The organism is Rhodocyclus gracilis, from assembly GCF_009617575.1.
GTDB classification, from domain to species: domain Bacteria; phylum Pseudomonadota; class Gammaproteobacteria; order Burkholderiales; family Rhodocyclaceae; genus Rhodocyclus; species Rhodocyclus gracilis.
Window position 1 is genome coordinate 143,552 of the sequence record NZ_WIXJ01000004.1, and the last position, 24,357, is coordinate 167,908.

At 63.2% G+C, this 24,357-nt stretch carries 22 protein-coding genes and 1 pseudogene; 12 read left to right on the forward strand and 11 right to left on the reverse strand.

All coding sequences use genetic code 11. The features are described 5' to 3' along the window. The first annotated feature begins 42 nt into the window (after positions 1–42). Both GHK24_RS07845 and GHK24_RS07850 read left to right on the forward strand, forming a co-directional pair. Entirely contained in the window at positions 43–723 is a 681-nt protein-coding gene (locus tag GHK24_RS07845) for a response regulator (protein WP_153471665.1), read from the forward strand. After that, positions 707–2,071 carry a sensor histidine kinase gene (locus GHK24_RS07850; protein WP_153471668.1) on the forward strand — a complete coding sequence of 455 codons (1,365 nt, stop codon included), beginning with the start codon at positions 707–709 and terminating at the stop codon, positions 2,069–2,071. Before GHK24_RS07845 ends, GHK24_RS07850 begins: the two co-directional genes overlap by 17 nt. A 32-nt stretch (positions 2,072–2,103) precedes the next feature. Here GHK24_RS07850 and pssA read toward each other — a convergent pair whose 3' ends face one another. From pssA to GHK24_RS07875, 5 genes and pseudogenes are all read right to left on the reverse strand, one after another. Beyond that, a complete protein-coding gene (pssA, locus tag GHK24_RS07855) occupies positions 2,104–2,868 on the reverse strand; it encodes a CDP-diacylglycerol--serine O-phosphatidyltransferase (RefSeq protein ID WP_153471671.1) in 765 nt (254 codons plus the stop codon). A gap of 3 nt (positions 2,869–2,871) precedes the next feature. Further along, positions 2,872–3,513 carry a phosphatidylserine decarboxylase gene (locus GHK24_RS07860; RefSeq protein WP_153471674.1) on the reverse strand — a complete coding sequence of 214 codons (642 nt, stop codon included), beginning with the start codon at positions 3,511–3,513 and terminating at the stop codon, positions 2,872–2,874. Positions 3,514–3,727: 214 nt separating this feature from the next. Continuing rightward, positions 3,728–4,744 carry a ketol-acid reductoisomerase gene (ilvC, locus tag GHK24_RS07865; protein ID WP_153471677.1) on the reverse strand — a complete coding sequence of 339 codons (1,017 nt, stop codon included), beginning with the start codon at positions 4,742–4,744 and terminating at the stop codon, positions 3,728–3,730. Between the two features lie 81 nt (positions 4,745–4,825). Further along, positions 4,826–5,317, reverse strand: a complete 492-nt coding sequence (gene ilvN, locus GHK24_RS07870) for an acetolactate synthase small subunit (RefSeq protein WP_153471680.1) — start codon at positions 5,315–5,317, stop codon at positions 4,826–4,828. An 11-nt stretch (positions 5,318–5,328) separates the two neighbouring features. Continuing rightward, positions 5,329–7,041, reverse strand: a pseudogene (locus GHK24_RS07875) (acetolactate synthase 3 catalytic subunit); the annotation flags it as partial. A gap of 134 nt (positions 7,042–7,175) precedes the next feature. Between GHK24_RS07875 and GHK24_RS07880 the strand changes: the two are divergent. From GHK24_RS07880 to GHK24_RS07895, 4 genes are read left to right on the forward strand one after another with little or no spacing between them, the layout of a single operon-like run. Next, positions 7,176–7,739, forward strand: a complete 564-nt coding sequence (locus tag GHK24_RS07880; protein WP_153471685.1) for an RNA polymerase sigma factor — start codon at positions 7,176–7,178, stop codon at positions 7,737–7,739. Then, positions 7,736–8,125, forward strand: a complete 390-nt coding sequence (locus GHK24_RS07885) for a DUF3619 family protein (RefSeq protein ID WP_153471688.1) — start codon at positions 7,736–7,738, stop codon at positions 8,123–8,125. The genes GHK24_RS07880 and GHK24_RS07885 overlap by 4 nt, the downstream gene beginning before the upstream one ends. After that, the gene (locus tag GHK24_RS07890; RefSeq protein ID WP_153471691.1) at positions 8,095–8,727 is read left to right on the forward strand and encodes a DUF3106 domain-containing protein; all 633 of its coding nucleotides are present in this window, start codon (positions 8,095–8,097) and stop codon (positions 8,725–8,727) included. The genes GHK24_RS07885 and GHK24_RS07890 overlap by 31 nt, the downstream gene beginning before the upstream one ends. Next, the gene (locus GHK24_RS07895) at positions 8,727–9,167 is read left to right on the forward strand and encodes an RDD family protein (RefSeq protein WP_153471694.1); all 441 of its coding nucleotides are present in this window, start codon (positions 8,727–8,729) and stop codon (positions 9,165–9,167) included. Before GHK24_RS07890 ends, GHK24_RS07895 begins: the two co-directional genes overlap by 1 nt. Positions 9,168–9,193: 26 nt before the next feature. On the opposite strand, the gene lptG is transcribed toward GHK24_RS07895, so the two are convergent. Both lptG and lptF read right to left on the reverse strand, forming a co-directional pair. After that, positions 9,194–10,267, reverse strand: coding sequence for an LPS export ABC transporter permease LptG (lptG, locus tag GHK24_RS07900; protein WP_153471697.1), 1,074 nt, complete (start codon positions 10,265–10,267; stop codon positions 9,194–9,196). Then, entirely contained in the window at positions 10,264–11,343 is a 1,080-nt protein-coding gene (gene lptF / locus GHK24_RS07905; protein WP_153471700.1) for an LPS export ABC transporter permease LptF, read from the reverse strand. Before lptF ends, lptG begins: the two co-directional genes overlap by 4 nt. Positions 11,344–11,417: 74 nt before the next feature. On the opposite strand from lptF, the gene GHK24_RS07910 reads away from it, so the two are divergent. From GHK24_RS07910 to GHK24_RS07925, 4 genes are all read left to right on the forward strand, one after another. Continuing rightward, positions 11,418–12,914, forward strand: coding sequence for a leucyl aminopeptidase (locus GHK24_RS07910; RefSeq protein ID WP_340666140.1), 1,497 nt, complete (start codon positions 11,418–11,420; stop codon positions 12,912–12,914). After that, positions 12,911–13,339 carry a DNA polymerase III subunit chi gene (locus GHK24_RS07915; protein ID WP_153471703.1) on the forward strand — a complete coding sequence of 143 codons (429 nt, stop codon included), beginning with the start codon at positions 12,911–12,913 and terminating at the stop codon, positions 13,337–13,339. Before GHK24_RS07910 ends, GHK24_RS07915 begins: the two co-directional genes overlap by 4 nt. Beyond that, positions 13,336–13,965 (forward strand): hypothetical protein, encoded by a 630-nt coding sequence (locus tag GHK24_RS07920; RefSeq protein WP_153471706.1) that lies wholly within the window; start codon positions 13,336–13,338, stop codon positions 13,963–13,965. The genes GHK24_RS07915 and GHK24_RS07920 overlap by 4 nt, the downstream gene beginning before the upstream one ends. Positions 13,966–14,184: 219 nt before the next feature. After that, positions 14,185–16,992: a valine--tRNA ligase gene (locus GHK24_RS07925; protein WP_153471711.1), complete on the forward strand. Its 2,808-nt coding sequence runs from the start codon at positions 14,185–14,187 to the stop codon at positions 16,990–16,992. A gap of 156 nt (positions 16,993–17,148) precedes the next feature. On the opposite strand, the gene GHK24_RS07930 is transcribed toward GHK24_RS07925, so the two are convergent. The 4 genes from GHK24_RS07930 to GHK24_RS07945 all read right to left on the reverse strand — a co-directional run bounded on the left by GHK24_RS07930 (position 17,149) and on the right by GHK24_RS07945 (position 21,492). Then, positions 17,149–19,242 carry a chorismate-binding protein gene (locus GHK24_RS07930; RefSeq protein ID WP_153471714.1) on the reverse strand — a complete coding sequence of 698 codons (2,094 nt, stop codon included), beginning with the start codon at positions 19,240–19,242 and terminating at the stop codon, positions 17,149–17,151. Between the two features lie 54 nt (positions 19,243–19,296). After that, the gene (locus GHK24_RS07935; RefSeq protein WP_153471717.1) at positions 19,297–19,524 is read right to left on the reverse strand and encodes a sulfurtransferase TusA family protein; all 228 of its coding nucleotides are present in this window, start codon (positions 19,522–19,524) and stop codon (positions 19,297–19,299) included. A 37-nt stretch (positions 19,525–19,561) separates the two neighbouring features. Further along, on the reverse strand, positions 19,562–21,067 hold the full coding sequence (locus tag GHK24_RS07940; protein ID WP_228384606.1) for a M48 family metalloprotease: 1,506 nt from the start codon (positions 21,065–21,067) through the stop codon (positions 19,562–19,564). 221 nt (positions 21,068–21,288) lie between these two features. Then, the gene (locus tag GHK24_RS07945) at positions 21,289–21,492 is read right to left on the reverse strand and encodes a cold-shock protein (RefSeq protein ID WP_153115297.1); all 204 of its coding nucleotides are present in this window, start codon (positions 21,490–21,492) and stop codon (positions 21,289–21,291) included. A 292-nt stretch (positions 21,493–21,784) separates the two neighbouring features. Here GHK24_RS07945 and clpS point away from each other — a divergent pair, with 292 nt between their 5' ends. Both clpS and clpA read left to right on the forward strand, forming a co-directional pair. After that, entirely contained in the window at positions 21,785–22,093 is a 309-nt protein-coding gene (gene clpS, locus GHK24_RS07950) for an ATP-dependent Clp protease adapter ClpS (protein WP_153471720.1), read from the forward strand. Continuing rightward, on the forward strand, positions 22,094–24,352 hold the full coding sequence (gene clpA / locus GHK24_RS07955; RefSeq protein WP_153471723.1) for an ATP-dependent Clp protease ATP-binding subunit ClpA: 2,259 nt from the start codon (positions 22,094–22,096) through the stop codon (positions 24,350–24,352). Positions 24,353–24,357: the final 5 nt, after the last annotated feature.

Consider the following 24,357-nt stretch of genomic DNA (forward strand, 5'->3'; position numbering starts at 1 on the left):
GTATTCTAAGGAACCTCGCTGACGAACCCCTGACACCTACCGATGCGTATTCTGCTTGCTGAAGATGACGCCTTGCTTGCCGATGGTTTGGCGCGCGCCTTACGCCAGTTTTCCTACATCGTCGATCAGGTCGGCGATGGTGCGAGCGCTGATGCCTGGCTGGAAAGCCAGGACTACGATCTTGTCATTCTAGACTTGGGACTGCCCCGCCTAGAAGGTAGCGATGTGTTGCGGCGCCTGCGCGGCCGCCGGCAGACGCTGCCGGTGCTGATTCTCTCGGCGCGCGATGCGCTGGAAGAGCGCGTACGCCTGCTCAATCTCGGCGCCGACGATTATCTGGTCAAGCCCGTTGCCCTGAGCGAACTCGAGGCGCGTGTCCGTGCGCTGATCCGCCGTGGCCGCGCCCTGCCCGACCCGGTCTTGCAGCTCGGCGCGCTGCGCCTCGACACCGGTGGCAAACGCGCCTTTCTCGCCGACACCCCGCTCGAACTCACCGCACGCGAGTGGATGGCCCTCGAATTCCTGGCGACGCGTGCCAATCGCATCATCAGCAAGGAGCAGATCATCGACGCGCTGTACGGCTGGAACGAAGACATTTCGCCGAACGCGCTGGAGAAGCTTCTCTCGCGGCTACGCGCCAAGCTCGAGCCGGGCGGCGTTCTCATCCGTGCCGTGCGCGGACTGGGTTACTACCTCGAATGCACTGATGCGACAAACACCTAGCCTGCGCCGGCAGCTGGCGCTGCGGCTCCTGCCCGCCGTCCTGCTGCTGATCCTCGCCGGCGCCTACACCGCCTACAACGTCGCCCGCGACAGCGCGCTCCTCGCCTACGACCGCGCACTGCTCGACACGACGCTGGCGATCTCCGGCCAGATCCATGTCGAACGCGGTGAGGTGCACCTGACGCTGCCACGCGGCGCGGAAGAAATCCTCTTCGTCGACAAATACGACAAGATCAGTTTTCGCGTCCTCACCACCGACGGACAGCAGATCGCCGGCACACCGCATCTGCCGCCGCCATCGGCGCCGCCGGAGGAAGAAAACCGCGTGTACTACGACGCGACGCTCGATGGGCAGCCCGTTCGCGTCGCCGCACTCTTCATCGAGCGCGAAGGAATTCCGCTGACCGTGCTGGTCGCCGAAACGCTGGTCAAGCGCAACAACCTCACCTGGGAGGTCGTTCTTGGCATGCTGCTTCCCGAGCTTGGCCTCGTTTTCGCGACACTCGCGCTGGTCTGGCTGGGCATCGGCTCCGGCTTGCGCCCGCTCGATGACTTGCGCAAGCAGCTCGCCCGCCGCTCGCCCAGCGATTTGCGGCCGCTCGATACGGGTCGCTCCTCCGAGGAAATCGCCGCCGTCGTCGCCGAGCTCAATCACCTGCTGCTGCGCCTCGATCAGTCGCTCACTGCACAACGCCACTTCGTCTCAGATGCTGCCCACCAGTTGCGTACGCCGATCGCCGCCTTGCAGGCACAGATGGAACTCGCCCTGCGCAGCGATGCCGCGACCCTGGCAGCGCCGCTGCAAGGCACGGTGAGCGCCGTGCAACGACTGGCGCACCTCGTGCAGCAGCTACTGGCGCTGGCGCGGGCCGAGCCCGCGGGTCAGGCGAACGAAGAAATCGTCGATCTGGCAGCAGCCGTGCACCGCGTTGCCGAAACGATGCTGCCCACCGCCTTTGCCGCCGACATCGATCTGGGGTTCTCGCTGCAAGCCGCACGCGTCAAGGGATCGCCCCTGCTGATCGAGGAAGCCATCGCCAATCTGATTGATAACGCGCTGCGCTACACACCGCGCCATGGCACCGTGAACGTCAGCCTCATCGCCGACGACAACGGAACGGCGTTGCGCGTCGAAGACAGCGGGCCGGGCATCCCGGCGAACGCCCGTGAGCAGGTCTTCGAGCGCTTCTTCCGTCTGCCGGAAAGCGGCGGTGACGGCTGCGGACTGGGATTGGCCATCGTGCGGCGCATCGCCGGCCAACACGGCGCGACGGTGCGCATCGACGATTCTGCGGAGCTGGGGGGAGCCTTGATCGAGCTGCGTTTTCCCGCCGCCTGCCAGGGCTGAGGCCGACCGCCCGACAGCGACGGCCGCGCGAATCAGGAAATCGTCGTCGGCTTTTTGCGGCGGAAGAGGCGGATCAGGGCCTGGATATAGCCCGAGAACGCGTAGCCGACGAAGAGCAGGAACAAGGCGGCCGGCGTATCGTACGAGATGACGGCGAAGCCCAGCGCCATGGCGACGATGAAGATAAAGGGCACGCTGCGCCGCAGATTGATGTCCTTGAAGCTGTAGAAGCGGACATTCGTCACCATCGAGATGCCGGCAAACATCACCAGCGCGCAGGCGATCCAGCGCACATCGAACGCCGCGATGTCGTTATCGAGCGCCACCCAGACGAAACCGGCCACCAGCGCGGCCGCCGCCGGACTCGGCAGCCCCTGGAAGTAGCGCTTGTCGACGACTTCCAGCGTGGTGTTGAAGCGCGCCAGACGCAGCGCCGCACCGACACAGTAGATGAAGGCGGCGATCCAGCCGAGCCGGCCCATGTCCTTCAGTGCCCAGACATAGGCAACGAGGGCCGGCGCGACGCCGAAGGAAACCATGTCGGAGAGCGAATCGTATTCGGCGCCGAAGGCGCTCTGCGTGCGCGTCAGACGCGCCACGCGACCGTCGAGGCCGTCGAGCACCATGGCGACGAAGATGGCGACTGCCGCCAGCTCGAACGCCCCCTTCATTGCCTGGACGACGGCAAAGAAGCCGCAAAACAGGGCAGCCGTCGTAAACAGATTGGGAAGAACGTAAATCCCGCGACGACGCAACTCGGGATTGAACAGGGTCTTGCGGGGCTTTATTTCCGGCATGCTTCAGGCAAGTTCGGCCAAAACGGTGGTCGAAGCATACACCTTTTCGCCGATCGTCACCTTGACGCGGGCGTCGAGCGGCAGGTACACGTCGAGGCGCGAACCGAAGCGGATGAAGCCGTAGCGCTCGCCGCGAACCAGCTGCTTGCCGGCATCGACGTAGCAGAGGATGCGGCGGGCGACGAGGCCGGCGACCTGCACCGAGGTCACATCCTGGCCGTCGGCGGTGCGCAGCCACAGCGCGTTGCGCTCGTTCTCGGTCGACGCCTTGTCGAGCGCGGCATTGACGAACTTGCCAGGGTTGTACCAGCGCTGCTTGACCTCGCCGTCGACCGGGCTGCGCTGCGAATGCACGTTGAACACGTTCATGAACACGCTGACCTTGATCGCCTGGCGGTCGAGGTAAGGATCGCGCACTTCCTCGACGACGACGATGCGGCCATCAGCCGGCGCGACGACACTCTTCGCGTCACCCGAAATGACACGCGGCGGATCGCGGAAAAATTGCAGGACGAAGATCGCGATGATCCACAGGGGGAAGGCCGGCATGGCGCCCAGCGAAAGGTGGACGGCAAGCGCGGCGGCGATGGCGATGCCGAGGAACGGCCAGCCCTCGCGGGCAATAATGGGATGCGGATAGTTCATCAGGCGGAGATCGTCCAGAAAATGGCGGCGAAGCGCCGGATAAGCCGCGAGTGCAACAGCGTGGAATCACCGCGTCACGCAATAACGCATTCGCAGAAACAACAACCCGCCCAGACCAGCCATCGGCCACACCGACGACGCAGGTCCACGCGGGAACAGCGACAGCAAAAACGGGCGCGACCCGCAGGCCGCGCCCGTCGTCATACGGCGAAGCTTAGTTCTTCGACTGGTCGACCAGCTTGTTCTTGCGGATCCACGGCATCATTTCGCGCAGCTTGCCGCCGACCACTTCGATCGGATGCTCGGCGTTGAGACGACGACGCGCCGTCATCGACGGGTAGTTGGTCTTGCCTTCGAGGATGAACTGCTTGGCATACTCGCCGTTCTGGATGCGCTTCAGGGCATTGCGCATGGCGTAGCGCGATTCCTCGTTGATCACTTCCGGGCCGGTCACGTACTCGCCGTATTCGGCGTTGTTCGAGATCGAGTAGTTCATGTTGGCGATGCCGCCTTCGTACATCAGGTCGACGATCAGCTTCAGTTCGTGCAGACACTCGAAGTAGGCCATTTCCGGCGCGTAACCGGCTTCGGTCAGCGTTTCGAAGCCCATCTTGACGAGTTCGACGGCGCCGCCGCAGAGCACGGCCTGTTCGCCGAAGAGGTCGGTCTCGGTTTCTTCGCGGAAGCTGGTTTCGATGACGCCACCCTTGGTGCCGCCGTTGGCTGCCGCGTACGACAGTGCAACATCCTTGGCCTTGCCGGAGACGTCCTGATGCACGGCGATCAGCGAGGGAACGCCGCCACCCTTGAGGTATTCGGAACGCACGGTGTGGCCCGGCCCCTTCGGCGCAACCATGATCACGTCGAGGTCGGCACGCGGCACGACCTGGTTGTAGTGCACGTTGAAGCCGTGCGCGAAAGCCAGCGCAGCGCCTTTCTTGATGTTCGGTTCGACTTCGTTGTAGTAGACGGCGGGGATATTTTCGTCCGGCAGCAGGATCATGACGACGTCGGCGCCTTCAACGGCCTTGCCGACTTCCTTAACCTTAAGGCCGGCCGCTTCCGCTTTCGCCCAGGACGCACCGTTCTTGCGCAGGCCGATGGTGACCTTGACGCCGGAATCGTTGAGATTGAGGGCGTGGGCATGGCCTTGCGAGCCGTAACCAACGATGGTGACCTTCTTGCCCTTGATCAGCGAGAGGTCGGCGTCTTTGTCGTAATACACTTTCATGGGATTCCTTTCGGGAATGTAAGTCCTGCTCGCAAAGCGCGCGGCAGACGGAGCCGGGACGCTCCATCCGCGCGACGCGCCTTACACCTTGAGGATACGGTCGCCGCGGCCGATGCCGCCAACGCCGGTACGCACGGTTTCGAGGATGAGACCGCGATCGATCGCCTGGATGAAGGCGTCGAGCTTGGCCCCCGGGCCGGTGAGTTCGATCACGTAGGTCGACTCGGTCACATCGATGATGCGTCCGCGGAAGATCTCCGCCATACGCTTCATCTCCTCGCGGTCTTTGCCGGCGGCGCGGACCTTGATCAACATCAACTCGCGCTCGATATGCGCGGCTTCGGACAAATCGACGACCTTGATGACGTCGACGAGTTTGTTGAGCTGTTTGGTGATCTGTTCAAGAATCTCTTCGGAGCCGGAGGTGACGATCGTCATCCGCGACAGCGAAGCGTCTTCCGTCGGCGCGACGGTGAGTGATTCGATGTTGTAACCACGCGCCGAGAAGAGGCCGGCCACGCGCGACAGGGCGCCGGCTTCGTTTTCCAGCAGAATCGAAATGATGTGTCGCATGTCGTCGCCCCTCAGATATCTTCAGCCAGAATCATTTCCGACAAGCCCCTGCCCGCGGCCACCATCGGGAAGACATTGGCCGTCGGATCCGTGCGGAAATCGAGGAAGACCAACTCGTTCTTGTGCTCGATGAATGCCTTCCGAAGCGCCGGCTCGACATCCTCGGGCTTCTCGACGCGGATGCCGACGTGGCCGTACGCCTCGGCGAGTTTGACGAAATCGGGCAGCGAATCCATGTAGGACTCGGAATAGCGGCTGCCGTAGAACATCTCCTGCCACTGCCGCACCATGCCGAGGTAACGGTTGTTGAGGCTGATGATCTTGATCGGCAGGCGGAATTGCTTGGCCGTCGACAACTCCTGGATGCACATCTGGATGGAGCCCTCGCCCGTCACGCAGGCAACCGGACGGTCCGGATTGGCAAGCGCCGCGCCCATGGCGTACGGCAAGCCGACGCCCATGGTGCCGAGGCCACCGGAGTTGAGCCAGCGCCGCGGCTGCTCGAACTTATAGTATTGCGCTGCCCACATCTGGTGCTGGCCAACGTCGGAAGCGATGATCGCGTCGCCGCCGGTGATCTCGTGCAACTTCTCGATCACGTACTGCGGCATGATGACGTCGCTCTTGCGGGTGTAATGCATACACTTCTTGGCGCGCCAGGCTTCGATCTGTTCCCACCAGTCCGCCAGCGCACCCGTGTCGGCACGCGGCTTGTCGGAGTCGAGCAAACGCAGCATTTCTTCGAGCACTTCCGCCACACCGCCGACGATCGGCACATCGACCTTGACCCGCTTGGAGATCGACGACGGGTCGATATCGATGTGGATGATCTTGCGCGATTCGCTGCAGAAGTGATCGACGTTACCGATGACGCGGTCGTCAAAACGCGCGCCGATGGCGATCAGCACGTCGCTGTGCTGCATCGCCATATTGGCTTCGACCGTGCCGTGCATGCCGGGCATGCCGAGGTACTGGCGGTCGCTCGCCGGATACGCCCCCAAGCCCATCAGCGTGTTGCAAACCGGCACGCCAAGACGTCGCACCAAACGCGTCAGCGGGTCAGCAGCGTTCGAGAGGATGACGCCGCCGCCGGCATAAACCATTGGCCGCTTGGCATCCTGCAGGAGTTGCACGGCCTTGCGGATCTGGCCGAGATGTCCCTTGACGACCGTGTTGTACGAGCGCATCTGGATCGTCTTGGGGTACTCGAACTCACACTTGTCGGCCGTAACGTCTTTCGGAATATCGACGACCACCGGCCCGGGGCGCCCCGTGCTAGCGATGTAGAACGCCTTCTTGAGCGTCAGCGCCAGGTCGCGCACGTCCTTGACGAGGAAATTGTGCTTCACGCACGGCCGCGTAATGCCGACCGTATCGCATTCCTGGAACGCATCCTGACCGATATAGGCCGTCGGCACCTGACCGGTGATCACCACCAGCGGAATCGAATCCATATAGGCCGTGGCGATGCCGGTTACCGCGTTGGTCGCACCGGGGCCGGACGTTACCAGCGCTACACCCACCTTGTGCGAAGAGCGCGCCAGCCCGTCGGCAGCGTGCACTGCGGCCTGTTCGTGACGGACAAGAACGTGTTTGACCTTGTCCTGCTTGAAAAGCTCGTCGTAAATGTGCAAAACCGAGCCACCGGGATAGCCGAAAACATACTCGACCTTTTCTTCCTGGAGGCACCTGATTACAATCTCCGCACCGGTCATCATCATCGCAGTCGCCTTACCAAGCTGAGTGCTCGAAAAAACCGGTTACGTTAATGCTTGGACTCCGATTGGTCAAGGCTCCTCCATGAGACATCGCGGGGGGCAACGCCGATGCTCCGGGTTTCAAAAAAAGGAATCCTCCTCTGGCCAGCCAACGAGAACTGTCCGACTTTCTCGCCGCCGTTGAACGCCGCGCCTTCAAGCAGGCGATGTTTGCCGTGCGCAACGAAGAAGCTGCGCTCGACATCGTGCAGGATTCGATGATGAAACTTGCAGAAAAATACAGCACCCGGCCGCCCGAAGAGTTGCCGATGCTGTTTCAGCGCATTCTGCAAAACACCATCCGCGACTATTATCGACGCAGCAAGGTACGCTCGCTGTGGACGACGCTCTTTTCCTCACTCACGACCAGCGACAACGAGGATCAGGATCCGCTCGACACCCTTCAGACGGAAGACGGCGACGATTCCCCCGACACGCCGCACCGCCAGTTTGAGCAGGCACAAACGCTGAAACTGATCGAAAAAGAGATCATGGCGCTCCCCGCACGTCAACGGGAAGCCTTCATGATGCGTTACTGGGAAGATATGGACGTCGCCGAAACTGCCCAAGCCATGGGCTGTTCGGAGGGTAGCGTCAAGACACATTGCTCGCGCGCCACGCACACACTGGCGGCTGCGCTCGCAGCAAAAGGAGTTAGCTTATGAACGAAGCCGAAGAACTACAGTTTGCACGCCAGCTTCGCCTACGCTTGAACCGTGGCCTGCATGAACTGCCTGCCGAAACGACCGCACGACTGCAGGCGGCGCGCCAACTCGCCCTGTCGCGGCAACGCGTAGCCGCCTCCAGCTCGGTACTCGCCACGGTCGGTGAATACGTTCACTCACGCGTCGAGCGCGTCCGCATCGATCAACTGCTGGCCGCCTTGGCGTTGGCGCTGTGTATCGCCTTCACCGCCTACTGGCACGCCGATCAAAGCATTTCCGACCTGGAAGAAATTGACAGTGCCCTGCTCGCCGACGACTTGCCGGTGGCCGCCCTTACCGACAAAGGCTTCGATGCATGGTTGAAAAGCTCCTCAGCATCGCAGTAGCGCTGAGCTGTTTGTTGAGTTCCGGTAGTTGGGCGGCGACGACCAACATCGGCCCGTCGACGATCATCGCGACGCCACCGCAGCCGACCTGGAATGAGCTTGCCTTCCAGCAGCAGAGTGTCCTTGCGCCCTTGGCCAGCGACTGGGACAAGATGGAGAACTATCGTCGCAAGAAATGGCTGGGCATCGCCCAGCGCTTTGCGACGATGACACCGGCGGAGCAGCAACGGGTGCAGGCGCAGATGTACGAATGGACGAAGCTGACACCGCAGCAACGTCAGGCGGCGCGCCTGAAATACCAGACAGTCAATCAGCTGCCTCCCGAAAAGAAACAGGAACTTAAGCAACAATGGGAGGCGTACTCAAGCCTGCCCGAAGACGAAAAGCGCCGCCTGCAGGAACAGGCGGCGGCTGCAGCCGCCGCCGCGACGCCGAAACCCGGACGCCACGCCGCGCCCGCTGGCGTTGTGCCTGGCGCCACCGCCCCTGTCGCTCCTGCGCCCGCAAAGCTCCTGAAGCCAGCTGACGCGACCGTTCCGCCCCCGGCACCGGCGCCCCTGCCGAGCGCCCCCATTGCCGCCGAACCGGCCACACATCCCTAATGAGCGATTCTTTCAACGCCCGCCCCGGAATCCCCCGGCGGCTGGCGAGCATGGCCTACGAAATATTGCTGCTGGCCGCAGCACTTCTCATTCTGATGGTGTTGCCGCACGTACTGATTGGTGCCTTCACGCATCGTCTGGCGACGCCACTTGTCCTGCAGGCACACTTCTTCCTCGCCCTGCTGCTCTATTTCGGCTGGTTCTGGACGCATGGCGGGCAAACGCTGGCCATGAAAACCTGGCGACTAAAGCTGCATGATGCCGCAGGCGGGCCGATTCGCCCGGCGCAGGCGCTGATCCGCTACCTGCTTAGCTATCCGAGCCTGCTTCTTGGGGGCGTCGGCATTTTCTGGGCTTTTTTTGACCGCGATGGGCAGTTTCTGCATGACCGTCTGGCCGGCACGCGCATCGCATTGCTGCCGCCTGCCCCAAAAGCCTGACGGCAAGGCGCCGTCCCTCTGCGTCGTCAGCGGCGCTCGACCCAGGCGATCATCGCCACCGCCGCCAGCAGAAAGAGCGCCGAAGGCGCCACTGCACTCAGCAACGGCGGCCAGTTGTTGATCGTACCCAGGCTCGAGAATAGCCCGTTGAGCATGTGGAAAAAGATGCCGATCATGACGCCCGAGAATATCTTCAGGCTGACGCTACCGACCCGGTCGTGCGCGTAGCCAAAGGGCAAGGCGAGCGCCACCATGACAAACGCCGCCAGCGGGTAAATCATCTTCTTCCACAACGCGATTTCGTAGCGCCGCGTCTTCTGGTGATTTTCGGACAGGTGGTGGATATAGGTACTCAAGTGCGCCAGCGACATGCGCTCGGGAACCACCATCAACACCGAAAGGATGTCGGGGTTGAGCGCCGACTGCCAACGGATTTCCGGCACCTTTTCGACACGGGCGCGCTCGCCGTCGAGCACGGTGCGCACAACACCCGTCAAACGCCAACCATCGGGAGCCGCGAATTCGCCCTCCTCGGCATCGCTGACCGAACGCAGCCGCGCCGCATCGTCAAATTCGTAAATCCGCACGCCACGCAGGCGCGCATCTGGCAGGACTACGCGCACGTTGACGAAGGTCCGCTCGTCCTTCACCCATAGCCCGGTGCGAAACTCCTGCGCGACGACGTTACCCATCGCCTTCATGCGTTGCTGGTTGGCCGCGCGCTCCGCCGGCGGCGCCACGAACTCGCCAATGACGAACGTCGTCACCGCTGCCAGCGCCGCAACGAGGAACAAGCTGCCGAGCAAGCCCTGCGTCGACAAGCCGGAAGCGCGCAAGACCGTGATTTCCGAATGCCGCGCCAGCGTCGACAAGGCGTAGAGCGTGCCGATCAGCACCGCCACCGGCATCAGTTCATACACGCGCCCCGGCAGGCACAGCAGCACGTAGGCAACCGCGTGATGCAACTGATACCCACCGTGTCCGACATCCTTCAGCTCAGCGATCAGGTCGAAGAAACCGAACAACGCCAGAAACGCGACCAGGACCAGCAGGATCGCCGCGACAGTCTCGCGCAACAAGTAACGCTGATAAATCTTCATCGGCGCCACGCCAGGAAGGAAGAGACGGCGATGCGTCGGTAGAACAGGATTGGCAACAAGGCGAGCATCAGCACATGCACCAGCAGCGTCCCGACGGCAAACGACACCTTGCCCTGCGCCACCCATGCCTGACTGACCGACAGCAGGTTGCTGTAAATCATGTAAATGAAGAGCGCCAGCAGCATGTTGGCCGAACGCCCGGCGCGCGGATTAACGAAGGAAAGCGGAATGGCCAGCAAGGCCAAGACCACCGCCGACAGCGGGATGCCGATACGCCAGAGCAATTCCGCCTGATAGTCCGGCAGATTCTCCCGCCACAACTCGCTCGTCGGCAGATCGCGCGGCGTCCGCTGGATGCCTTGCGCCTCCTTGGTTTCGATCCGCACCGCGTAGCGCGCGAATTCAAGAATGCGGAAATCCGGCAGACCCGGCTCGACCTCGTAGCGCCGCCCTTTGTCGAGCACGAGGAAACGATCGCCGTTGTCGGCCGTCTCCGGGTGCCCCGTCGCGGCCATGGTCACGCCCAGGCGTCCGTTTTGCACGGAGCTGACAAAGACGTTTTTCACATAGCTGGCATCGTCCGCCACCGCCTCGACAAAAACCACGCGTTCCGTGCTCGAGGCTTCCTGAAAGGCGCCCGGAGACACCTGCGCCGCGTCGTTACGCGTACTGAGCTTCTCGCGAAACTCCGAACTCTGCGACAGAGCCCAAGGGGAGAGCAGGAAAGACAGTAGGGCAATCGCCAGCACCAGCGGCAAGGCGAAGGTCATCACCGGACGCACCCATGCCGTCAATGACAACCCGGATGAAAACCAGACAACCATCTCCGAATCGCGATAGCTGCGCGAAAGCGTCAGCAAAATCGCGATAAACATCGACAAGGAGAGCAGGATCGGCAGGTAATTCAGAGCCGCAAATCCGAGCAGCGCCGCGACAGCTTCGGGCGCCACTTTACCCGCTGCCGCCTCGGTCAGGAGGCGTATCAGCTGGGTCGTGGCCATGATGGCGAAAAGTGCGACAAATACGCCGGCTGCCGCATGCGTCAGCTCACGCCGCACGGCGCGATGAAAGATCATCTTTTGACTTTAGCGAAATACAGCTGTGATAATTGATTCTTTTGCAAGCAACTTCACTGACGGAGATCCGGGGCGTGGAATTTAGCATAAAAAGCGGAAGTCCGGAGAAGCAGCGCAGCGCCTGTGTCGTCGTCGGCGTCTTTGAACCGCGCAAGCTCACCCTACCAGCCGAATTGCTCGACAATGCCGCCCGCAATTACCTGTCCGACGTCATCCGTCGCGGCGACATGGAAGGGAAAACGGGCTCAACCCTGCTGCTGCACAACGTCCCCGGCGCACTCTGCGACCGCGTCCTGCTGGTCGGACTCGGCAAGGAGAAAGAGTTCCGCGAAAAAGAATACCTGCAGGCGATCCGTACCGCCGTCCGCACCCTCAACGAAACTGGCTCTTTCGACGGAGTCGTCTTTCTCACCGAAGTCGCCGTCAGGAAGCGCAGTGTCGCGTGGCGCGTGCGGCAGGCGACCATCGTCGCCCAAGAGGCGGTCTATCGCTTCGACCGCTTCAAGAGCAAGAAAGAAGAAGTCCGCCGTCCGCTACGCAAGCTCACCTTCGCGGTCGAGCGCCGCAACGAACTGGCGGCGGCCGAAGCGGCGCTGGCGCAAGGTCAGGCCATCGCCGACGGCGTTGCGCTGACGAAAAATCTCGGCAACCTGCCGGGCAACGTCTGCACGCCCGGCCATCTCGCCGAAACCGCGCAGGCACTGGCGCAGGAATATGGCCTCGACTGCCAGATCCTCGAACGCGCCGACATGGAAGAGCTAGGCATGAATGCGCTGCTGTCGGTGGCCCGCGGTTCGCGGCAAGCGCCAAAACTGATCGTCCTGCATTACCGGGGAAGCGATGCGCACACCGCGCCTGTCGCACTCGTCGGCAAAGGCATCACCTTCGACAGCGGCGGCATTTCGCTCAAGCCGGGCGCCGACATGGACGAAATGAAGTACGACATGTGCGGCGCCGCGACGGTGCTCGGCACGCTCAAGGCCTGCGCCGCCATGCAACTGCCGATCAACCTTGTCGCCATCGTCCCTGCCGCCGAGAACATGCCGGGTGGCGACGCCAGCCGGCCGGGCGACATCGTCACGTCGATGTCGGGGCAGACCATTGAAATCCTCAACACCGACGCCGAAGGACGCCTGATCCTCTGCGACGCCCTCACCTACGCCGAGCGCTTCTCTCCGCAGACGGTCATTGACGTCGCGACGCTCACCGGCGCCTGCGTCGTCGCGCTGGGGCACGTGGCCAGCGGCCTCTTCGCCAACGACGAAGGTCTCGCCCGCGACCTCATCGCTGCCAGCGACGAAGCCCACGACCGCGCCTGGCAACTGCCGCTCTGGGATGATTACCAGGAGTTGCTGAAGAGTCCCTTCGCCGACATGGCCAACATTGGTGGCCGCTGGGGCGGCAGCATTACCGCGGCCTGCTTCCTCTCGCGCTTCACGCGCAAGTACGAATGGGCGCACCTCGACATCGCCGGCACCGCCTGGAAAAGCGGCGCCGACAAGGGCGCCACGGGACGGCCGGTGCATCTGCTGACGCACTACCTGCTCAAGCGCTCCGGAATACTGAATTGACGCACGTCTTCTTCTACCACGACGCGACGGATCGCGTCGTCGCAGCGGCCCGGCTGATCGGCAAGGCCTGCATGCAGCAGAAGGCTCTTCTCGTTTTTGCTCCCGACGACGGTGTGGCCGACGCGCTCGATCGGCAGCTCTGGCTGCATCCGGTCGGCGGTTTCATCCCGCACGTGCGGGCCGGATCGCCGCTGGCGGCACAGACACCCGTCGTCATTGCGCGCACGCTCGCCGCTCCCGACCGTTGCGAGCGGCTCGTCAATCTCGGCGACGACATCCCGCCCGACGCCGAGCGCTTCGGCGCCATCATCGAAGTCGTCGGCGACACGCCGGAAATGCGGCAGGCGGGGCGCGAACGTGTGCGCCGCTATCGCGAGTACAATTTCTCGGTCAAATTCTTCGACCTTTCTGGACACGGCGAATGAGCGACGCCACCGACACCCCGGAAACACTTCGACTGGTTCCCCGTCGCAGCGCGGGTGACGAGAGCGACTTCCATGACGCCGACTTTCGGCACGGCGCCCCCCGCAGCGACCTCCAGGATGTCGTTCTGCGCACCGACTCGTTTATCCAGCGGCGGCGCAGCTTCGTCGCCGCACCGCGCCCGGCCCCCGTACCACCGCCCGAGGCCAGGGCCACCGCCCCTGTACCGGCAACGTCTACGTCTTTCCCACCCGCGCTCGCGACGACAGCCGATACGCTTGCGTCCTCGGCCGACACACCTAGCGAGCCTAAAGCCCCCTTAGCCGCGCACGACGCGGACGACGAAGACCTGCCCGTCCTCACCGAAGTCGTCCCGCCGGAAGCGAGCGTCGGCGGCATGACAGCGGCCGCTCTCGAAGATCGCCTTGCCCATCAGCTGGCCAGCGAACTCGGGCAAACCTTCAGCGCCTATCTGGAACGCGAACTGCCCGCGCTCATTGAGGCCGCCTGCCAAAACCTCGCGGACACCGTGCGACGCGATGTGCGCGCCATTGGCGAAAACGCGCTCAAGGAATTTCTGGCGCACCGCGGCTCACGCCCCCCCCCGCCCGACACCGCGTCCGACTAGGCCACTGCGCAACTCGACGTCCAGCGACCGCCGCAGCCGCCTCGCGCAACGCCGCCAAGGCGCCACTACTGCGCTGACGCGCTGCCAAACCCCGCCCGACGCCAGACAGCCGCACCGGTCAGGACGACGCGATCCGCTATAATCGGCGGCTTTCGCCGCGCCTGTGCGCCTGACACGCACAGCACGAGCGCCGCCTCCACTTTCCAGACCTCCGCCACCATGCCTCTCGCCAAAAGTTTCGAACCCGCCGACATCGAACGCCGCTGGTATCCCGTCTGGGAAACCGCCGGCCACTTCAAGGCCGGCCTCGACACCACCAAGACCGACGCCTTCTGCATTCTGCTGCCGCCGCCGAACGTCACCGGCACGCTGCACATGGGCCACGGCTTCAATCAGGCGATCATGGACGCGCTGACGCGCTACCACCGCATGCGCGGCGACAACACGCTGTGGCAACCGGGCACCGACCACGCCGGCATCGCCACGCAGATCGTCGTCGAACGCCAGCTCGACGCGCAGGGCGTTTCGCGCCACGACCTCGGCCGCGAGAAATTCGTCGAAAAAGTGTGGGAGTGGAAAGAATACTCGGGCGGCGCCATCACCCGGCAGATGCGCCGCCTTGGCACCTCGCCCGACTGGTCGCGCGAGCGCTTCACCATGGACGCCGGCCTCTCCAAGATCGTCACCGAGACCTTCGTCCGCCTCTACAACGAAGGCCTGATCTACCGCGGCAAGCGGCTGGTGAACTGGGACCCGGTGCTGCATACCGCCGTTTCCGACCTGGAAGTGGTGAGCGAGGAGGAAGACGGCTTCCTCTGGCACATCCGCTACCCGCTCGCCGACGGCAGCGGAGCGCTGACGGTGGCGACGACGCGGCCGGAAACGATGCTCGGCGACACCGCGGTGATGGTGCATCCGGAAGATCCGCGCTACCGCGAGCTGATCGGCAAGACGGTCAAGCTGCCGCTCACCGGGCGCGAAATCCCGATCATCGCCGACGCCTACGTGGACATGGAATTCGGTACCGGCTGCGTCAAGGTGACGCCGGCGCACGACTTCAACGACTACGCGGTTGGCCTGCGCCACCAGCTGCCGATGATCTGCATCCTGACGCTCGACGCCAAGATCAACGACAACGCGCCCGAGAAGTATCGCGGCCTCGACCGCTTCGACGCGCGTAAGGCGGTGATCGCCGACCTCGAAGCGCTCGGCGTGCTGGAGAAGACCGACAAGCACAAGCTCAAGGTGCCGCGCGGCGACCGCACCGGCGTCGTCATCGAGCCGATGCTCACCGACCAGTGGTTCGTCGCCATGAGCAAGCCAGGCGCCGATGGAAAATCGATCACCGAGAAGGCGCTCGACGTCGTTGCCTCGGGCGAAATCCGCTTCGTTCCGGAAAACTGGGTCAATACCTACAACCAGTGGCTGAACAACATCCAGGACTGGTGCATCTCGCGCCAGCTGTGGTGGGGTCACCAGATTCCGGCCTGGCACGGCAAGGACGGTTCGGTCTTTGTCGCGCACGACGCCGCCGAGGCGCAGGCGCTCGCCGCCAGGGCCGGCTACACCGGCGCGCTGACGCGCGACCCGGACGTGCTCGACACCTGGTATTCGTCGGCGCTGTGGCCGTTCTCGACGCTCGACTGGACGCCGGAGTGGCCGGCAAAGTCGAACCCGGCGCTCGACCTCTACCTGCCGTCGTCGGTGCTGGTCACAGGCTTCGACATCATTTTCTTCTGGGTGGCGCGCATGGTCATGATGACCAAGCACATCACCGGCAAAATCCCCTTCCGCGACGTCTATGTGCACGGCCTGATCCGCGACGCCGAAGGCCAGAAGATGAGCAAGTCGAAGGGCAACGTGCTCGACCCGATCGACCTGATCGACGGCATCGGCGTCGAGGATCTGGTGAAGAAGCGCACCACCGGCCTGATGAACCCGAAGCAGGCGGCGCAGATCGAGCAGCGCACGCGCAAGGAATTCCCGCAGGGCATTCCGGCCTTCGGCGTCGACGCGCTGCGCTTCACCTTCCTCTCGCTCGCCAGCCCCGGCCGCGACATCAAGTTCGATCTGGCGCGCTGCGAGGGCTATCGCAACTTCTGCAACAAGCTGTGGAACGCGACGCGTTTCGCGCTGATGCACTGCGAGGGACAGGACCTCGGCTTCACCGGTGACGCGCCCTTCACGCTGAGCGCCGCCGACCGCTGGATCGAGAGCCGCCTGCAACGCTGTGCCGCCGCGGTCGAACGCCATTACGCCGATTACCGTTTCGATCTGCTCGCGCGCGAAATCTACGAATTCGTCTGGGACGAGTTCTGCGACTGGTACGTCGAACTGGCCAAGGTGTCGATCCAGAGCGGCGACGAAGCCGCCGCCCGCGGCGCCCGCCGCACGCTGATCGGCATTCTCGAAGCGACGCTGCGTCTGGCGCACCCGCTGGTCCCGTTCATCACCGAAGAACTGTGGCAGACGGTGGCGCCGATCGCCACCGGCAAGGCGCTCGCCGACAACGCGTCGGTGATGCTCGCGCCCTTCCCGCGCGCCGACGCCGCGCGCATCGATGCCGCCGCCGAAGCCGACATCGCCGAACTGAAGGCGCTGGTCTATGCCTGCCGCAACCTGCGCGGCGAAATGAACATCTCGCCGGCGCAGAAAACGCCGCTGATCGCCAGCGGCAACGCTGCGCGCCTCGAAGCTTTTGCGCCGTGGATGCTGGCACTCGGCAAGCTCTCCGAAATAAGCATCGTCGACACGCTGCCGGAAGACGCGGCGGCGCCCGTCGCCGTTGCCGGCGAAACGCGGCTGATGCTCAAGGTGGAGATCGACGTCGCCGCCGAGCGCGAACGCCTGCAGAAGGAAATCACCCGTCTCGAAGGCGAGATCGTCAAGGCCGGCAACAAGCTCGCCGACGAACGGTTCGTCTCACGCGCACCGGCCAAGGTCGTCGATCAGGAGCGGCAACGCCTCGCTGACTTTTCGGCGACGCTCGACAAGCTACGGCCCCAACTGGCGCGGCTAACGGCCTGAGAGGCAGGCTTGGGAAGCGGGCCTAAGAAACAGGGCTGAGGACTGAGCACTGAGGAGCAGGCCGGCGAAGCAAAGGCCCGACAAGAGCCAGCAGAGCACAAAAAGGCTAGCGAAGGGCCAAGGCGCCGCAAGAAGGCGCCTGCCCTGACGCGGCGGCTAGCGGTCGGCAATGCGCACGCGTAGCAGGCCACGCAAAGCGTTGCCGAGATAGACGGGCGCTTCGCCGAGCAGGTCCGCGCAGTGCAGCACCGCCTCGACCGCCCGCCCTTGCGCCAGCAATTCCGCGCGCAACACGCCCGGCAGCAAGCCGCAGCGCAGCGGCGGCGTCAGCAGTAGGCCACCGCGCTCGACGAAGACGTTGCTGCGCGCGCCCTCGCTGACTTCGCCTCGCTCGTTGAGGAGAATCGCGTCGAAGTATGGCTCGCGCGGCGGTACGGTATCGGGCGCTGCATCGCCGGCACTAGCGGCGCCGGTAGCATTCGCCACCACGCCGTCACCACACTCCGCCAGGGCCCGCTCGTAACGCGCCCGAACGCTGGTCTTATGGCGCACGAGGTAATCGCCGGCAGGCTGCGTCTCGCGGGCGATACGCGCCAGCAGCGGCGTCGCCGACGCCACCTCTTCGAGCGGCGAATGGCTCAAGGAAAAGCTGCCGTCACTCGTCAGGAGCAAGCGCACGCGCCACACCGGCGCACGCGCCAGTGAAGGCTCGTGCAGCAATAGCGCCAACTCCGCTTCCACCGCCTGCGCATCGAAGCGAAAACCGAGCGCCCGCGCCGATGCGCCGATGCGCTGCAAATGCCGCGGCCACAAGGGCACCTCATACCGCTCGGCCGTCCCGCACGCGGCCAGCGACTCCGCACAGGCCAGATCGCGCTCCGGCCAGACGCCGGGCAGCGGCGCGCCGACACGCTGTAAACGCATCGTCTCGATCAACTCGAAGCCCGGATCGTGGCGCGTGAGAAAGCGGGCCTTGAGCAGACATTCAGCGTATTCGCGCGCCGGATCGGCATCGATGACGATGCCGCTGCCGACGCCAAAGTGCACGACAGGAGTCGCGGCTTCCTTGGCGGGATGAGCCCCGGCGGGCGGCGAGTGCGTCGAGGAGGCAGAGGCGGCAAAAGCCTCCGCGTCGCCGGATACGGCATGCGGAATGGCAAACGTGCGGATGGCGACGTTCAGACGGCAATCGCCGCCCGGCGAAAGCCAGCCGAACGCGCCGGTGTAAGCACCGCGCGGCGTGCTTTCCAGCGCGTCGATGATCTGCATGGCGCGGCGCTTCGGTGCGCCGGTAATCGAGCCACACGGAAACAGCGCGGCAAACAACTCGCCGAGAGAGGCGTCGGGCACCTCCGCCGACACCGTCGAAACCATCTGCCACACCGTCGGGTAGCGTTCGGCGGTGCACAGAGCATCGACACGAACGCTACCGGTGCGGGCGACGCGCCCGAGATCGTTGCGCATCAGATCAACGATCATGATGTTCTCGGCACGCTCTTTGGGAGACGCCAGAAGACGTTCGCGCTGCGCCTCATCCTCGTCCGTACGGCCGCCGCGTGCCGCCGTGCCTTTCATCGGACGCACGGTGACCCGCTCACCACGCCGCTCGAAAAAGAGTTCGGGCGAAAACGACAAGACCGACAAGGACGGCAGCGAGAGGAACCCCCCGTAGCGAACCGGCTGCCGCCGCCGCAAGGCCACGTACAAGGCGAGGGGATCGCCGTACGGCACCAGCCGCAGCGGGAAGGTGAAATTGACCTGATAGCAGTCACCCGCCGTAATTGCCTGCCGGATGTGCTCGACGCTGCGGGCGTAGGCCGCTTGGTCAAGCAGGGGAGCGATTTCGGCAACGCCCGCTACGCGCGACTCCTCCGGCAGATGCGCCAATTTCTCGGCGAAAAAAGCCTCCAGCGCTACCGCATCAAGCCGCGCACAGCGCGCGAAGCGATACGCCCGCAGTGGAGACGGTGCAGAAGAGAAGGCCGACGGCGCGTCGCTTGGCCCATTTGCCAACGTCTGCGGCAAGACTACCGCGTCAGGCGCAAGCGCAGGCGATGCCTCGACACAGGCACGCCCCAGTTCGTAGTCGGCAAGGAGAACGACCCAATCCTCGACGGCTGCCGCTTCGATGCTCGCGAAGGCCGCGGCGAGGCTGTCAGCCGCGCTGAGCGGCAGTTCCCCGCGAAAGCCTTCGAGCAGGCAGGCGCCGCCATGCTCGTCATCAAAGAGGGCGAACGCCGACTCACTCATACCGATAAGGCCCGCCATGCGAGGGCGCGCCCACCAAGGGGGCGCGCCAAAAACTCATTTGCGGCGAAAGAGAAAAACAAACACACCGTTTTCTTCCGTGCTGCTTTCCAGATGATTGCCGGTTTGCCGGGCAAAGGCCTCGAAATCGCGCGGTGCGCCGTGATCGGTCGCCAGCACGCGCAGCACTTGCCCGGAATCCATCTCGGCCAAGGCTTTCTTGGTGCGCAAGATGGGCAGCGGGCAGTTGAGGCCGGTGACGTCGAGTTCGCGGTTGAAATCCATGGATGCTCCCTGCGGAGATAAGGACGGTGGCGGCCGTCTAGTTGCGGCGCTTTTTCTCGTCGTCCTGCTGACGACGCAGTTCGCGCAAACGCGCGTCCACCACCGACTGTTCGTAGAAATTGCCATCGCCGGCGCGCTGGGCGATCAGCAGTTGCTCAATGGCCTGCCCGAGTTGGCCTTGCAAGGCGTAAAACTCAGCGAGGGAACGATGCTGTTGCAAGCGCTTGTCCTGGCCGGCGTAATTCTTGGCTTGCAGCTCATACAGCTTGAAATCCGAGGGGTAGCGTTGCAGCTCCTGATCGATAAAACGCAAAGCGGCGTCGTACTGGCGTAGGAGGAACTGCGTTTCCGCACACGCGTAGATCAGCGAATGCGCCGCCGGATAACGCTGCAGCCCGTCACGATACGCCGCCAACGCCCCCGGCAGATCGCTCGCCGCGGCGCGAATTTCGCCGGCCAGCCCGTAGATCAGCGGCGAACTGGTCGTCGGAATCTTGCTCAGCGCTTTCACCGCATCAAGTTCGCGCTGCGCGCCCGCCAGATCCTTCGCCCGCAGGTAGGCGCGCGCCAGTCCATAGTGCGCGGCAAGCGCCGAAGAGTACTTGCGCTCCGCAATCTGCGTCTCGAACTCGGTGATGGCGTCTCGCTGCGTACCCTGCTGCGCCCGCAGTTTGGCGCGCACCAGCTGGAAGTCGACGCTATCGACGACCTGCCGGTAGGGCGCGTTCTGCGCACGGTTCTGCATGTCGGAAATGCGCTCGACGGTCAGCGGGTGCGAGCGCAGATAGATCGGCGCGCTGTTCTCATAGACACGACCCGCCATCTGCAAACGCTGGAAAAACGCCGCCATGCCGCGCACATCGAAGCCGGCCTTCTCCAGTGCCAGATAGCCGAATCGGTCAGCCTCGCGCTCGAAATCCCGCGAGTACGCCAGCTGCGCCTGCACGGCCCCCGCCTGCGCCGAGGCGATGGCCGCGCCCGCCACCTGCGAATTGGAGCGAGCCGCCAAGATACCGACCGCCATCGAAATCATGCTGGCGACGGAATTCTGCTTTTCCTTCGAAATCTGCCGCGCCAGGTGATTCTGGGTGACGTGCGAGATTTCGTGGGCCAGCACGCCGGCCAGCTCGGACTCGGTTTGCGCCGTCAGAATCGTTCCGGTATTGACGCCAACGAAGCCACCGAACATGGCGAAAGCGTTGACCGACGAGTCGCGGATGGCAAAAAAGTAAAAGCTGCCGCCCGGATCGGGGCTCGCCGCGACGAGTCGCCCGCCGAGGTGGTTCAAGTAGTCGGATATCTCGGCATCGTCGACGTAGGTCGGCTCGTTGAGCCGAATGTCGTTCATGATGCTTTCGCCGACCTGACGCTCGATCTGGGGCGACAAATCAGCGCGCGCCGATTCGCCAAGATCCGGCAAATCCTCGGCAAACAGGACTGTTGGCGCCGTCACGGCCAACATCGCCGCCGCCACCGCGCTGATCACGCCGCGGTGGGCCGTAGCGATCCAGCGCAACGGACATTTCGAATTCGCGGAATTCATTCCGTCATGATACCGGAGCGGAGGTCATCCATCCTCCCAGCAACGCAGGAGGCTCGTTTCGAATCGTTTCGGAGTGTTCGGAAAATCAGCACGATTCAGCACGTATGACCGGCCGCAAGCTCACGCCACGCCAAAACGTGGACAAAAAAAACCGCCCGAAGGCGGGAGACTGCAGGGGAAGTTGTCCGGAGACAACCTCCTCTTAGCGAGTCCGAAAACGTTCAGGCGCGCTGAATGTTCGAAGCTTGCTTACCCTTGGGACCTTGGGTAACGTCAAAGGAAACCTTCTCGCCCTCTTTGAGGGTCTTGAATCCGGGCATGGTGATCGCGGAGAAGTGAGCGAACAGATCTTCGCTACCGTCGTCCGGCGTGATGAAACCAAAACCCTTGGCGTCGTTGAACCACTTAACAGTACCAGTTGCCATATTGCTACATCCTTGAAAAGAGACTAAATCCGGGCGCCGCCCGACTTGCATGCGTCGATTTGTACTGACGGTAACCCGGAATCCGGCAAGCGAAACACGGAGATCCGTTCAAAACCGATGCATGCGTTACTTGTACGCTACAAGCCACAAATGCGTCAAGCATTTTCTGAACATTTTTGCAGATTTAATCGAAATTCATGCATCGACCCGAAACTCGACGCACGGATCGCGCGCCAGGATCGAGGCAGGGCACGGCGGTTGCGCATTCGGGCGGACTGGTTAGAATTCGTCCATGACCAAGCGTTTACAGGAAAGCCTACTACTGGAAGCAGAGCAGACCCGAGTCGGGCCGCCCCCGATGTATCAGGTGCTGCTGCTGAACGACGATTTCACACCAATGGAATTCGTCGTACTGGTTCTGGAAAAATTTTTCGCCATGAGCCGAGAACGGGCGACGCAAATCATGCTCAAAGTTCACAACGAGGGTCGCGGCAAATGCGGCGTTTATCCCCGCGATGTCGCGGCAACGAAGGTCGAGCAGGTAGCGGCTTTCGCTCGCGATCACCAGCACCCGCTGGCGTGCGTCATGGAGGAAAACTGAATGATTGCGCAAGAACTTGAAGTCAGCCTGCACATGGCCTTCGTTGAAGCCAGGCAGAAGCGGCACGAATTCATTACCGTCGAACATCTGCTTCTGGCACTGCTCGACAACCCTTCGGCCGCCGAGGCGCTGCGTGCCTGCGGTGCGGTGCTCGAACAGTTGCGCAAGGACTTGGTGAAATTCATCACCGAGCATGCGCCGACGGTCTCCGGCGAGGGCGAGATTGACACGCAGCCGACGCTCGGCTTCCAACGCGTCATTCAGCGCGCGATCCTGCATGTGCAGTCATCCGGAAAGAAGGCAGTGAACGGCGCGAACGTGCTGGTCGCCATCTTCGGCGAGAAGGACTCGCACGCCGTCTACTATCTGCAAACGCAGGGCGTGACGCGTCTCGACGTAGTCAATTTCATCTCGCACGGCATCAGCAAGGTGCCGCAAAACGCCACTCGGCAGGAACGCGAAGCCGAGCCGGAAGCCGAAGCGGAAGCCACCTCGGGGCCGCTGGAAAGCTACACCATTGATCTCAACGCGCTCGCGCTGCAAGGGCGTATCGACCCGCTGATCGGTCGCGACCGGGAACTGGAGCGCGTCGTTCAGACGTTGTGCCGCCGGCGCAAGAACAACCCCTTGCTGGTCGGCGAGGCGGGTGTCGGCAAGACCGCCATCGCGGAGGGGCTGGCACGCCGCATAGTCGAGGGCGAAGTGCCGGAGGTGCTCGCCAAGGCGCGTGTCTTCGCTCTGGACATGGGCTCCTTGCTTGCCGGCACGAAATATCGGGGCGACTTCGAACAACGCCTGAAGGGCGTCGTCAAGCAACTGTCCGAGAACCCCAACTCGATTCTCTTCATCGACGAGATTCACACGCTGATCGGCGCCGGCTCGGCTTCGGGCGGCACGCTGGACGCGTCGAATCTCCTGAAGCCGGCGCTCTCGTCGGGGCAGCTGAAGTGCATTGGCGCGACGACCTATACCGAGTACCGGGGCGTTTTCGAGAAGGATCACGCGCTCTCGCGTCGCTTTCAGAAGATTGACGTCAATGAGCCGTCCATCGCCGAGACAGTCGAAATCCTCAAGGGCCTGAAGACCCGCTTCGAGTCTCACCACAGCATCAAGTACTCGGCGGCGGCTATCACCTCGGCCGTCGAACTGTCGGCGCGCTTCATCAGCGACCGTCATCTGCCGGACAAGGCCATCGACGTTATCGATGAGGCCGGCGCCGCGCAACGCATCTTGCCGAAATCGAAGCAGAAGAAGCTCATCGGCAAGCAGGACATCGAGGAAATCGTTGCCCGCATTGCCAGAATTCCGTCGACGCACATCTCTTCAGACGACCGGAGTGTCCTGAAGAATCTCGACCGCGACCTGAAGGCTGTCGTCTTCGGGCAGGACGCGGCCATCGACGCGCTCTCCAAAGCCATCAAGATGGCGCGCTCGGGGCTCGGCGTTCCGGGCAAGCCGATCGGCAGCTTCCTCTTCTCCGGCCCGACCGGCGTCGGCAAGACCGAGGTTGCGCGGCAACTAGCCTATGGCCTTGGCAACGAACTGATCCGCTTCGACATGTCGGAGTACATGGAACGGCACGCCGTCTCGCGACTCATCGGCTCGCCTCCCGGCTATGTCGGCTTCGATCAGGGCGGTTTGCTGACCGAGGCCGTTACCAAGAAACCCTACAGCGTGCTGCTGCTCGATGAAATCGAAAAAGCGCATCCGGACATCTTCAACATCCTGCTGCAGGTGATGGACCACGGTACGCTTACCGATAACAACGGTCGCAAGGCCGACTTCCGCAACGTAATCATCATCATGACCACCAACGCGGGACAGGAAGCGATCCAGAAGACGAGCATGGGATTCACCACCGCCAAGCAGGCGGGCGACGAGATGGTCGATATCAAGCGGCTCTTCTCGCCGGAGTTCCGTAACCGTCTCGACGCGATCATCTCGTTCCGGCCGCTCGATCACGAGATCATCCTGCGCGTTGTCGATAAATTCCTGATGCAACTCGAAGAACAACTCCACGAAAAGAAGGTGGAAGCGATCTTCACCGATGCCCTCAAGCAGTACCTCGCCGCCAAGGGCTTCGATCCCCTGATGGGCGCCCGACCGATGTCCCGGCTGATTCAGGACTCGATCCGCGCGGCACTGGCCGACGAACTTCTGTTCGGACGTCTTGCCGGTGGCGGTCAGGTGACGGTCGACATCGACGCTGACGACCAGGTGCGCTTGGTGTTCGAGGAAGAGGCCGAAACCGTCGCCTGACACGA

Bases quoted from the DNA above. Each gene is read 5' to 3' on its own strand.
- lptG (WP_153471697.1), bottom strand. From the start codon at position 10,267: ATGAAGATTTATCAGCGTTACTTGTTGCGCGAGACTGTCGCGGCGATC.
- pssA (WP_153471671.1), bottom strand. From the start codon at position 2,868: ATGCCGGAAATAAAGCCCCGCAAGACCCTGTTCAATCCCGAGTTGCGT.
- GHK24_RS07850 (WP_153471668.1), top strand. From the start codon at position 707: ATGCGACAAACACCTAGCCTGCGCCGGCAGCTGGCGCTGCGGCTCCTG.
- GHK24_RS07945 (WP_153115297.1), bottom strand. From the start codon at position 21,492: ATGGCAACTGGTACTGTTAAGTGGTTCAACGACGCCAAGGGTTTTGGT.
- GHK24_RS07935 (WP_153471717.1), bottom strand. From the start codon at position 19,524: ATGGATTTCAACCGCGAACTCGACGTCACCGGCCTCAACTGCCCGCTG.
- clpA (WP_153471723.1), top strand. From the start codon at position 22,094: ATGATTGCGCAAGAACTTGAAGTCAGCCTGCACATGGCCTTCGTTGAA.
- ilvN (WP_153471680.1), bottom strand. From the start codon at position 5,317: ATGCGACACATCATTTCGATTCTGCTGGAAAACGAAGCCGGCGCCCTG.
- GHK24_RS07940 (WP_228384606.1), bottom strand. From the start codon at position 21,067: ATGAATTCCGCGAATTCGAAATGTCCGTTGCGCTGGATCGCTACGGCC.
- clpS (WP_153471720.1), top strand. From the start codon at position 21,785: ATGACCAAGCGTTTACAGGAAAGCCTACTACTGGAAGCAGAGCAGACC.
- ilvC (WP_153471677.1), bottom strand. From the start codon at position 4,744: ATGAAAGTGTATTACGACAAAGACGCCGACCTCTCGCTGATCAAGGGC.
- GHK24_RS07920 (WP_153471706.1), top strand. From the start codon at position 13,336: ATGAGCGACGCCACCGACACCCCGGAAACACTTCGACTGGTTCCCCGT.
- GHK24_RS07860 (WP_153471674.1), bottom strand. From the start codon at position 3,513: ATGAACTATCCGCATCCCATTATTGCCCGCGAGGGCTGGCCGTTCCTC.
- GHK24_RS07885 (WP_153471688.1), top strand. From the start codon at position 7,736: ATGAACGAAGCCGAAGAACTACAGTTTGCACGCCAGCTTCGCCTACGC.
- GHK24_RS07895 (WP_153471694.1), top strand. From the start codon at position 8,727: ATGAGCGATTCTTTCAACGCCCGCCCCGGAATCCCCCGGCGGCTGGCG.
- GHK24_RS07890 (WP_153471691.1), top strand. From the start codon at position 8,095: ATGGTTGAAAAGCTCCTCAGCATCGCAGTAGCGCTGAGCTGTTTGTTG.
- lptF (WP_153471700.1), bottom strand. From the start codon at position 11,343: ATGATCTTTCATCGCGCCGTGCGGCGTGAGCTGACGCATGCGGCAGCC.
- GHK24_RS07930 (WP_153471714.1), bottom strand. From the start codon at position 19,242: ATGAGTGAGTCGGCGTTCGCCCTCTTTGATGACGAGCATGGCGGCGCC.
- GHK24_RS07845 (WP_153471665.1), top strand. From the start codon at position 43: ATGCGTATTCTGCTTGCTGAAGATGACGCCTTGCTTGCCGATGGTTTG.
- GHK24_RS07925 (WP_153471711.1), top strand. From the start codon at position 14,185: ATGCCTCTCGCCAAAAGTTTCGAACCCGCCGACATCGAACGCCGCTGG.